Here is a 10,377-nt window from a genome sequence, read left to right on the forward strand (position 1 = left end):
TATTGCTGGTGTTGAAGTAATTGTAGGTTCCAGAAAAGAAGAAAAAGCATTAGACGTAGTTGCAAAAGCAAAAGAAGACTTAGCAGACTATGACTTAAACATGGTTGGAATGGCAAACGAAGACGCTGCAAAAGCAGGAGACGTATTAATCCTCACAGTACCTTTAGCTGCTCAAAAACCAACAGTAGAAGGAATCAAAGAATTCTGTACTGACAAGATTGTCATGGACGCAACCGTACCATTAGAAACAGCAATCGGTGGAAAACCATTCAGATTTGTTGACTTAATGGAAGGATCAGCTGCAGAAAGAACAGCTAAAATCCTCGAAGGAACCGGTGCAAAAGTCATCTGCGCATTCTGTAACATTTCAAACTCACACCTCTCAAACATTCCAGAAGAAATAGACTGTGACTGTTTAATTGCAGGTGATGACAAAGAAGCAAAAGAAATCGCAGCTGAAATCATTGATAAAATACCAGGAATCAAAACAATTGATACAGGTATTTTAGAAAAAGCAAGAATCATTGAAAAAATCACCCCATTGTTAATTGGATTAAACATCAAATACAAATCCCATTACGGTGGTTTAAGAATTACAGGAATTCCTGCATTAGACAAAGACTAGATTAACATGGATTCATTTGAGGCATTGATTGGGAAAAACATAAATGAAGTGACCTTAAATGAATCAACAACTTTTTTTATTGCTCCTTTAGAGTATTTCTATAAAAATTGCGGCAGAAGATATCCTGCTTCCAAATTCAAACTGGCTGATTTGGATTATTTTAACCTGATAGAATTTTCCGAACTGTTCAAATATGAATCTATTTTAATAATCTGGTATGATGAATCAGGCTTGATTACTGATTTGGAGTTATATTATTTAAGCAATGACTTTGATGTATTGCTTTTGGATTATTACAGAATCAAAAAAGCCATTGACAATGGTGAGGCTCATAAATTGCGGGAAGGAGATACCAGATATTTGGGAGCTGCACGCCTTGATGAAAAGGTATCCCAACCGAACAGTGACAGATTGGCAAACAAAAGGGAATTCGTTTTAAAGAAGAAATATCTTCAAAAAATCATCAATGAGATTTCCATTAAATTTTAGAATTCATCCAATTCCTTTTGGAGATTCTCATAGAAGAATCCCAGTTCCCGTCCATTGACAAAGATGTGGCTGACAGTAATTGCAACGCTCATTTCATAGTTTTCATTGACACGCCCCCATGTAATCAAGGGTTGGATTGCCATTCCATCAACAACACAGGTTGTCATCATGTCAAAGTCAATCCATGGGATGCAGGAAAAGTTGACGATATTAGTGAAGTCCCTTTTCTCCATTTCTAAAGTGAAACCTTCTTTTCTTCCGGATAAGATATCTTCAGAGAGGGTTTTAACGTAATCATGCCATTCAATCATGTTACGGAACTTTTGGGGAACTTTTACTCGCATTTCTTTATAAGTTTCGCTATCCTTATCCATTATGGGGCTTACACCTTCAACATAATCATATTCAATGGCTTCACCATCAATAATTCTTCTTTTAAGCGCATCAACTGAATTTGTTGCATTCATAAGGCATCCCAAGCTCATTATGAAAAATGACTTGTCGTTTTTCTTGCACCATTTCCACAATTTTTCCACATTGACTCTTGCTGAAATTGAATATCTTGCGGAGAGAAAATCTTTAAAAAGATTCTCATTTAAATCAAAATCTAATTTTTTCATGTTTTAACCTTAATGTATTTATATCTTTTCTACTAAATATTACTATTGTATAAATCATATGTGGTTTTGTTATAATGAAAGTAGTAATTGTAGGTGGGGGAGCTGGAGGAATATCCACAGCTTCAAATATACGTAAACTTGATAAAGAAATAGAAATTACAGTAATCACAAGAGATAACAAGGTAGCATATTCTCCATGTGCTATCCCTTATGTTTTGGGAGGCGTAATAGAATCTTTTGATGATATTGTAATGAGAACTCCTGAAGATTATAAGGAAAAGGATATTGAAGTTATCACTGAAGCGGAAGTAACTGCAGTCAATCATGATGAGAAAGCAGTGACTTATGAAAAAGATGGTAAAGAAAATATCTTAAATTATGATAAACTTGTTTTAGCGACTGGAGGCAATCCATTTGTCCCTCCAATGCAGGGAGTGGACTTGGATGGAGTGTTCAGAATCAGAAATATTGATGATGGTATCAGAGTACAGGAAGCAATGAAAGAGGCCAAAAGTGCAATCGTCACTGGTGCCGGCTTAATCGGTATTGAAATTGCATTCGCTCTTAAAAGAAAAGGGCTCAATGTTATTCTAAGTGAAATGATGCCTCAAATCGTTCCAAGATCTCTTGACAAGGACATGTCCGATATTTTAGTGAAATATCTTGAAAAGGAAGGAATTCAAGTGGTATTGGGCAAACCTATTACAAAACTGATTGGTGACGGCAAAGTAGAAAAGGCATGCTTCGGCGATGAAGAGATTTATGATGCCGATATGGTCATCATGGCAACAGGTGTTAGGGCTGAACTTGACTTAGCTCGAATGGCAGGCTGTGAAATTGGAAGATGGGCCATTCTTGTAAACGATAGAATGGAAACTTCCGTTGATGACGTTTACGCAGTCGGGGACTGTGTCGAATCCAAGGATTTAATCCTCGGTTCAAACACCATTTCCCAATTAGGTACCACTGCTGTACGTGAGTCAAAAACATTGGCCCGTACAATCTGCGGCAAAAAATCCAGATTCAATCCGGTTTTAAACTCAATGGTATCAAAAGTCGGAAAATTGGAATTCGGTGCAGTTGGATACACTACCAGTTTCGCTCAACAGAACAGAATCAGACCTGTTGTACAAAAGGTACAGGCACTTACAAGAGCACGTTACTATCCTAATGCAAAACCAATGGATATAAAGGTTATCTGTGATGGAAACGGAACCATTATCGGTTGTCAAATCATAGCAGAAGAAAGAGTGGCTGAAAGAATTGATACAATGACATTGGCCATTACCGAAGGCTTGACATGCTTTGATTTAAGCAATATGGAATTTGCTTATGCACCTCCGGTGTCAATGGTTACAGATCCGTTAATCCTTGCAGTTGAAGAAGTAAGTAAGAAATTTAGTTAAAAGGGGAGATGAAAAATGGCAGAACATGGACACGGTCATCATGGTCACGGAGGCCAAATGACTCCGGAACAACAAAGACAAATGATTGAACAGGAAATAAGATTGGCTAAGAATTTAGGTCAAATCAAGCACAAAATTGTCGTTATGAGTGGAAAAGGAGGAGTTGGAAAATCCACAGTGGCGGCAAATATTGCTGAGACCCTGCAGAAGTTAGGATATAAGACAGGTATTCTAGATGCAGATATCCACGGACCGAACATCCCTAAAATGTTAGGTTTGGAGATTTACGGTGAAGCATTTTCTGAAAACCAGTTTGAAACATTCAGGGAAATTACCGAAGAGAGATTGGCCAATAAAACTTTTGAAAATGATGAAGAAAAACTGGCTTACATCGAATCCATTAAACAGGAATTCAATACTACAATGTTTCCGGTAAAATTGCCAAGCGGACTGAAAGTGATGTCAATGGCATTTTTGCTTGAAAGCATCGATACACCAATCATCTGGAGAGGACCTCAAAAAACAGGAGCAATCAAACAGCTGATTTCCGACTGTAATTGGGGCGAACTTGATTACTTAATCATTGATAATCCTCCTGGAACAGGTGACGAACCGTTAACAGTATTGCAGACCATTCCGGATGCAGATGCTGTGATTATGGTTACAACACCAAATGTCGTATCACAGGAAGACGTTTTGAAATGCGTCAAGATGGTTGGAATGATGAATATCGATAAAATCGGCCTTATCGAAAATATGGCATATTACATGTGTCCACATTGTGGTGAAAAGCTCCACATATTCGGTGAAGGCAACGGTAAACTGTTCGCTGAAGAAATGGAAATCGAATATTTGGGCGATTTGCCGATTGAAGAAAAAGTATCAGATTCACCAAATCATGATGGTGTCATTGCAACCGTTGACCCGGATGATATCGTATCCAAAAGATTTGTTGAAATCGTTGAAGATATTCAGGAAAAATTCTGCTAGATTAGGGTAATGTTAATGATATAACTTACTCTGGCAATGTTTACGATGTATCCTAAGAAATTAGGATCTTCTTTTAATTTTTTACAGTAATCCAATTTCTCAATAATATAAGACTTATTTTCATCCATTACATTGAATGAGAAGTATTGCATTCCCATGGTGTATTCATGTTCATCGGTAAAAATAGGAACTAGATATTCTCCATCGTTGGCATATGGAATTTTGGTAGCTTTGCCGTTATCGGTGGATATGATGAACTCCTTGTCTTTGATATACTCTTTTATTTCATTTTCAGTTTTTACAATGGCTTCCTCATTCTGGTTTTCGCCATGCATGTAAATCATGTTGATATGATTTTTCAGTTCCGGATGTTTTACTTCTTCTATCTTCATCGTATCTTATTTTTTATTCTTTAGATATTTATCTTTTGGTATGAATCTCAAAGCGTTTGAATTGATGCAGTATCTTGGAGAACCTCCCGGACCGTCATGGAAAAGATGTCCCAGATGGGAGTTTGCCTTTGCGCTTCTCACTTCAATTCTTGTTGTTCCGTGGGAGAAGTCCCTATGCTTTGCAATCACGTCATCTGATATTGGCTTTGAAAATGCAGGCCATCCGCATCCTGAGTCGAATTTGTCTTCGGAAGAAAAGAGAACTTCACCATCCACTACATCTACATATACACCATCTTCAAAAAAGTCATCATACTTTCCACTGAATGGCGGTTCTGTCATAGAAAGCTGTGTTATTTCATACTCCTCTTTGGTCAGGTGGCCGAATTCTTCATCATCTATTAGATTTAAATCAACATGGCAATAGCCCTGCGGATTTCTTTCAAGGTATTTCTGATGATAGCTTTCAGCAGGATAGAAATTTCCAATTGCACGAGCCTCAACAGCAATTCTTTTTGGTGATTCCTTTTGTTTGTTTTTTAGAAAATCCAGAACAATATGTTTCTGGGATTCTTCCTGCCAATAGATGCCGGTTCTGTATTGTGTGCCGATGTCGGCTCCCTGGCGATTTTTGGTGTAGGGATCAATTATCTTGAAAAAATTCTCCAGAATCTCTTCCAATGTGATTATCTTTGGATTATATGTTGCCTTGACGGTTTCGGCATGTCCAGTTTTTCCTGTGCAGACCTTTTCATAGGTTGGCGCCAGGTCACGTCCGTTGGCATATCCCACTTCAGTGGAATTCACTCCTTTCAGCCTTGAGATGAATGCTTCAACACCCCAAAAGCATCCGCCGGCCAGATAGATTACCCATTGTTTTTCAAACATGTTAATTAATTTTTGTTTCTAAATATTTAAAATGGCAAGTAAATTTCCGACAAAAATCTTTTTTATAAGGAAATTCATAGTAATATTATAGATTGGAGGAAATCTCATGTTTTACAGTACTATAATGAAAATCGATTCAATTGACAGATTAAGAGATATTAGGGATGCTTTACTTGTGGAACAAGGTATCAACCCTACCCGTCAAGGAGAACAAGCTATTAAAGTAGTAGTTGAAAGAATTGATGAAATTCAAGCTACTTTAGACAAATCTTCAACCATGAATAAAAATAGAAACCGTAAGTGATTTTAGTGATAAGACGAGTAACAAGTACCAGGCGATTACTAAGAAAAAGAATGTATAGAGCACCGCATACTCGCCATAAGAACGCTACATATTATCGTGAAAACAAAAGTCTTGTTAAATCCCATCAGCAAAAGTTCAAGGATATGAACGGGCCAAATATAAGACGTAAAAGAAGACCTAAACGTGAAGCTGATAAAGGATTTAAGATGTCTTATAGATACAAATATCTTAAAGATGATAATGTAGAAGAAGAAACAGAAGAAGAGTTAGAGTAGTCTTTCTCTTCTTAAACGAATGAAGCAGAAATATAATTCATGGAAATCAGATACCAATATTTACATTATTGTAAAAAAATCAAAACACCCACCCAAGATGCAATTCATTCCCCACCTTGCAGAGTTAGGGGCATTCTTGCAATAATTGATAAAATAACCATCATCCTCATCAACTATGCCAAAAATATTAAAATGATGAGAACCAATATATTAATAGAAAAACCATTCAAAATCAACTATTACTATTGAATACTATTTTTTTAAAAGGATATGATAATATGAGCATCAAAATTAACGAACCATACGAAGACAGCAGCATATATTCAGAATATATGATTGAATTAAAAAAGATGACTGATGATGAAATTAAAGAAGAATATTTCAGGTTAAGAGATATGGCAAACCCTACCAATACTGATGTAATTAAAAAAAGTATTGTTGTAGATTTTATAGTCAGGTTTAATAAGGAATATCTTTTAAAATAAAGTAATCTTTCAGACAAAACTTTCTAGTTCCTCTTTTGAAATTATTTTATTTTCTGAATGAATATTTAAAATCAAACCTGAAAACTCATCATCATTTTTTGCCAATGCTTTGAACAGGTCAATTGAGACTTCAGTCGGCTTGTAGTCAGCCAGTTCCAGGTATTCAAAGCCCTTTTCATATTCCTCAAGGCTTGAAAAGACAATGATTTTGAAGTCTTCAAGGCTTCCTGAAACTAGAAAGTCCTTTTCATGATCCTCTCCGATTGTCGGACAAATGAATTTCATCTAAAAGCTCCCGTTTCTGTCCATATTGAAGTTCTGTGAATGCGGATTGATTACAAAACCCTGAAAATGTTCATCCTCATCCGCCAGTTGGGAAATGTCTTCGGGAGTTATGACTTTCATTTCAAGCTTATCCAAAAACAGCTTGGATATTTTGGCGCTTCCCAGTGCATATTCCCTAATGTCTGTAAAGATAGGAATGATGTATTCCTTGCTGGATTCAGTCAAGGTCAGTTTTACAAATTTTCCAGCTTCATCAATTAATGTGAAGTAGATTTCAGCAGGATAGGTATTTCTAATATTTGTTTTAACGGCTTCAAGCTCAATGGCATCTTCACTTTTTAGCTTTTTGGCCATGTCAGCATATATTTGAATATACTCCTTCAACTGGCTTTTTGAAGCCTTCACATTGTTTTTCTGATAGTCTTCGTAATCTTTAGGATCCATATCTATTCACTGCAGTCGTGTACGTTTTCGCTGAATATTACAAAATCACATTGCGGAGCGTTGATTGCAAGTCCTAAAAATTCGTCATCATCGGCATATGCCTGAACAATATCGTTTCCGCTGGCTTTATCAAATGCAAATTCTGCTTCTTCACCTTCTTCAAGGAAGGATTCGATTCCTATTTTGGCTTCCTCTTCGTCAGTGTAGACCGGTATGAAGAATTCCTCGTGCTCGTCGTCTTCGTCGCTTACAATCAATGCAACTACCTCTTCATCTTCGGTGCCTGCATTGTAGACGATTACGAATTCCTCATTGTAAACGGCATGGTCGATTTCATGGCCCAAATCATGCAATTCTTCAGCCATTTCATCGTTTTCCTCATCAAAATTATCTTCAAGTTCAATATATCTTTCAATTAGTTCTTTGAGTTCACTCATAGTTTCACCAAATTATTAAAATAATCATAAAAAAAGTTCTTTAAAAACAAATGAACATTCTCTTCCTAAACACCACTAAAGGAATACAAACGAATGCTCATTTCAACCATCACCATTGTTCATATTATAAAAAAATAGTATATAACAATATGAACAATACTATTTTAATTTTCCACATATATAAAGTTTTAGTTTTCAAAAGGTACTTTCAATAGCTTTTATTAGGTCATATATTATCTTATTTGTGTTTACATCGATATTATTTGCTTCACCTAGTTGGATAACTTTTCCGGTAAGAGAGTCGATTTCTGTTGGTATTTTCCTTTGAATGTCCTGGTGTGTTGAAGAATAGTGATTGTAGGTGTCAGGAACAAGCTTTGAGTAGAACAGGTCTCTGTATTCATCTGGAGTGTTCCATAATGTTGAGTATCCTGATGCCTTTATGACTTCAAATATCTCATCTATTATCCTGTTCATGAGTTCTATTGTATATTCGTTTTCAGTCAGTTTTCCATAATTGACATCAAGTATTGCTCCAAGGGGGTTAAGCGCGCAGTTATAGAGCATCTTTGCCCACAGGTATTTGTCAACCTCGCCGGTAAGTTCACAGTTGATTCCTGATGCGGTTATCATATCGGCTATTTCCTGCAGGTGGCTTGGATCTTCGCCTTGAAGTGATCCGATAAGAATTGGTTCTGTATAAACGGTCACTTCACTGATGTGCCTTTCCGGGCGTGTAAAGCCAGTAATTACACGGGCTGAGTAAACTTCTTTGGCTGTAAAATATCTCAGATATGGCTCGTCGTTTCCAAACCCGTTTTGGAAAATGATTATCTTTGCATTTTCTTTAAGTATTTCTCTGTTTTCATTCAGCCTTTTTGAGATATCGTCGTTTGCTGTTGTCTTGGATGTTATGAAAACGTAGTCAAAGTGATTTTTTGGCATCTCATCATAGCTTTCATATACATCAATCTCATCTTTGGTGAAGGAATAATGGGTAAATAAGCCGGTTCTTTTGATTCCGTTTTCCTTAATGGCCTTTGCAGTTTCGCCTCTTGCAAATATTGACACTTTCGCATTTTGCGACAGGACGGAGCTTGCAATGCCAAGCCCTACCGCTCCGGCTCCGATAACTAATATGTTCATGTTTTAGATTTTGATTTTCAAATTATATAAATTTTTATTTAGGCCTTTCTAAATTATGATTTTTAGTATTACTTAAATATTATTATTAGTATTACCTAAAAAAGCTCTCATAATCAATTAATTTAAATATCAGTAATGCATAATATTAATTTAATAACTTATGGTGTTGCTTTTCATGAATTTTCAAATTAGGCCGGAGAATACTCAAAATGTATTCCTGAGTGAGGATACGATTGACATAGTTGACCTTTTAAAGTCAAAATATGACTATATCTATGAGTCAATCGAAGATGAGGGTTTTATCTTAAAGTTTGATACATGCAATCTCTTCAAGGAACTCATCTGCGATAAGAAAGTCGTCGGGTTCTGTTCATATGACTTTTCACGGGAATTTTTGACTGTTGCCCTGAACAACATCTACATTCTTCCTGAGTTTAGGGGAAACGGGATTTTTCTAAAGGAGCTTGAAAGGACCATGGCCGAGCATAACAAGCCAAGCATCATGGAACCGACACGTCTGGTTGTGGAATTGCTAATCAAATATGGTTTTGCCTGCAGGATCAATGAGAATATCGTTGCAAGCGCAATCGAATTCATCGTTCCCGGAAGTCATGTCCTCTCAAATAGTGATTATGACGATGAAGAGCTTTCAACCCATTTTTATGATTTGAAGATGTGCTGCAGTTTCCACATTTTGGATTTGAACACCTCACACATCGCCTATAGCCTGCCCTTGAACTATGACATAATCCATTATGACTGCATCGAAAACAGGGCTGATTTGAATGATGATTACTTTATCCGAATCGCCGAGTTCTTTAAGGACAATGAAGTGGAGCTGATGAATACTGTCCTTGATTTGGAGGAGAACCTTCCGATTAAAAAATACACTCTTGAAGAGGTCATCGGCGATGAGGAGAGTTTTTCGCCATATATCGAATCACTTATTGATGATGCTCATGTAACCTATGAAAAGGCTTCAGAAATTAAACAGCAGCTTAAAGAGGAATACGAATCCGGAATGATTTTGAATGAATCACTGCTTATTAGATTGGCATATCTGTTTGAAAAGAACACTGAACCCACCATCAAATCCCATGAGGACACCTGTCCCTACTGTGGCATGCCAATCGACGGCCATGATAAATTCTGCCATTTCTGCGGGATAAATCTGGCCTACGATGCTGATGAAATGCAGGACAGCTTGCTTGAAACAATCAATACTTCAAAAAGTGATTTCACTGAAGATATTCGCTTCATTGCCTATAAGTTCTTAAGATTAATCGATGAGAAAATCGACCTTGACTATTCGATATTTACAATAGAAAATACATATAATATCGATTGGTATGATTTGAAGCTGTTTTTGGAAAGGAAGAATTATTTTAGGGATTATTCAATTACGGATGAGGGCTATGAGTTTTTGGATAGTCATCCACTGCATTTCTTTGAGAATTACCATATGGACATTGTTGACTACACCGATTTTGAAAATTACTTTTATGAAAATTCAGATGCTAATCCGATTGACAGATGTTTAGATTACTTAAATCAATTTGATGACGATGAGTATATTTTAGAAATAATTGAC

Annotated in this window: 16 protein-coding genes; 9 read left to right on the forward strand and 7 right to left on the reverse strand. The window is 36.5% G+C overall.

Annotated features, from left to right (window positions below; translation table 11 throughout):
* Window position 1: 1 nt before the first annotated feature.
* On the forward strand, window positions 2-625 hold the full coding sequence (npdG, locus tag ACKI3D_RS05405; protein ID WP_407392721.1) for an NADPH-dependent F420 reductase: 624 nt from the start codon (window positions 2-4) through the stop codon (window positions 623-625).
* 6 nt (window positions 626-631) lie between these two features.
* The gene (locus ACKI3D_RS05410; RefSeq protein WP_407392722.1) at window positions 632-1,114 is read left to right on the forward strand and encodes a hypothetical protein; all 483 of its coding nucleotides are present in this window, start codon (window positions 632-634) and stop codon (window positions 1,112-1,114) included.
* Here the strand turns inward: ACKI3D_RS05410 and ACKI3D_RS05415 are convergent.
* A complete protein-coding gene (locus ACKI3D_RS05415; RefSeq protein WP_407392723.1) occupies window positions 1,111-1,734 on the reverse strand; it encodes a CatA-like O-acetyltransferase in 624 nt (207 codons plus the stop codon). The two genes, ACKI3D_RS05410 and ACKI3D_RS05415, sit on opposite strands and share 4 nt — an antisense overlap.
* Window positions 1,735-1,808: 74 nt before the next feature.
* Between ACKI3D_RS05415 and ACKI3D_RS05420 the strand changes: the two genes are divergently transcribed.
* Both ACKI3D_RS05420 and ACKI3D_RS05425 read left to right on the forward strand, forming a co-directional pair.
* Window positions 1,809-3,140 (forward strand): FAD-dependent oxidoreductase, encoded by a 1,332-nt coding sequence (locus tag ACKI3D_RS05420; protein ID WP_407392724.1) that lies wholly within the window; start codon window positions 1,809-1,811, stop codon window positions 3,138-3,140.
* A gap of 15 nt (window positions 3,141-3,155) precedes the next feature.
* Window positions 3,156-4,130: an Mrp/NBP35 family ATP-binding protein gene (locus tag ACKI3D_RS05425; protein WP_407392725.1), complete on the forward strand. Its 975-nt coding sequence runs from the start codon at window positions 3,156-3,158 to the stop codon at window positions 4,128-4,130.
* Here the strand turns inward: ACKI3D_RS05425 and ACKI3D_RS05430 are convergent.
* Together ACKI3D_RS05430 and msrA are read right to left on the reverse strand one after the other, a co-directional pair.
* A complete protein-coding gene (locus ACKI3D_RS05430) occupies window positions 4,127-4,522 on the reverse strand; it encodes a hypothetical protein (protein WP_407392726.1) in 396 nt (131 codons plus the stop codon). The two genes, ACKI3D_RS05425 and ACKI3D_RS05430, sit on opposite strands and share 4 nt — an antisense overlap.
* 6 nt (window positions 4,523-4,528) lie before the next feature.
* Entirely contained in the window at window positions 4,529-5,410 is an 882-nt protein-coding gene (gene msrA / locus ACKI3D_RS05435) for a peptide-methionine (S)-S-oxide reductase MsrA (RefSeq protein WP_407392727.1), read from the reverse strand.
* Window positions 5,411-5,516: 106 nt separating this feature from the next.
* Between msrA and ACKI3D_RS05440 the strand changes: the two genes are divergently transcribed.
* The 4 genes from ACKI3D_RS05440 to ACKI3D_RS05455 are packed head-to-tail and all read left to right on the forward strand — an operon-like array spanning window position 5,517 to window position 6,474.
* Window positions 5,517-5,714 carry a hypothetical protein gene (locus ACKI3D_RS05440; protein ID WP_407392728.1) on the forward strand — a complete coding sequence of 66 codons (198 nt, stop codon included), beginning with the start codon at window positions 5,517-5,519 and terminating at the stop codon, window positions 5,712-5,714.
* A 5-nt stretch (window positions 5,715-5,719) separates the two neighbouring features.
* Complete coding sequence (locus tag ACKI3D_RS05445) at window positions 5,720-5,989, forward strand: hypothetical protein (protein WP_407392729.1); 270 nt, start codon at window positions 5,720-5,722, stop codon at window positions 5,987-5,989.
* Between the two features lie 39 nt (window positions 5,990-6,028).
* Window positions 6,029-6,238 carry a hypothetical protein gene (locus tag ACKI3D_RS05450; RefSeq protein WP_407392730.1) on the forward strand — a complete coding sequence of 70 codons (210 nt, stop codon included), beginning with the start codon at window positions 6,029-6,031 and terminating at the stop codon, window positions 6,236-6,238.
* A gap of 29 nt (window positions 6,239-6,267) precedes the next feature.
* Window positions 6,268-6,474, forward strand: coding sequence for a hypothetical protein (locus tag ACKI3D_RS05455; protein WP_407392731.1), 207 nt, complete (start codon window positions 6,268-6,270; stop codon window positions 6,472-6,474).
* A gap of 9 nt (window positions 6,475-6,483) precedes the next feature.
* On the opposite strand, the gene ACKI3D_RS05460 is transcribed toward ACKI3D_RS05455, so the two are convergent.
* The 4 genes from ACKI3D_RS05460 to ACKI3D_RS05475 form a co-directional block, all read right to left on the reverse strand.
* Entirely contained in the window at window positions 6,484-6,759 is a 276-nt protein-coding gene (locus ACKI3D_RS05460) for a hypothetical protein (protein WP_407392732.1), read from the reverse strand.
* Entirely contained in the window at window positions 6,760-7,203 is a 444-nt protein-coding gene (locus tag ACKI3D_RS05465; protein ID WP_407392734.1) for a hypothetical protein, read from the reverse strand. It abuts the gene before it with no gap.
* Between the two features lie 2 nt (window positions 7,204-7,205).
* The gene (locus ACKI3D_RS05470) at window positions 7,206-7,640 is read right to left on the reverse strand and encodes a hypothetical protein (protein ID WP_407392736.1); all 435 of its coding nucleotides are present in this window, start codon (window positions 7,638-7,640) and stop codon (window positions 7,206-7,208) included.
* Between the two features lie 195 nt (window positions 7,641-7,835).
* Window positions 7,836-8,786 (reverse strand): ketopantoate reductase family protein, encoded by a 951-nt coding sequence (locus ACKI3D_RS05475; protein WP_407392738.1) that lies wholly within the window; start codon window positions 8,784-8,786, stop codon window positions 7,836-7,838.
* Between the two features lie 175 nt (window positions 8,787-8,961).
* Here ACKI3D_RS05475 and ACKI3D_RS05480 point away from each other — a divergent pair.
* The coding region (locus ACKI3D_RS05480) for a hypothetical protein (RefSeq protein WP_407392739.1) at window positions 8,962-10,377 on the forward strand (1,416 nt) is incomplete at its 3' end.

Source organism: Methanobrevibacter sp. (assembly GCF_045586545.1).
In the GTDB taxonomy this organism is placed as follows: Archaea; Methanobacteriota; Methanobacteria; order Methanobacteriales; family Methanobacteriaceae; genus Methanocatella.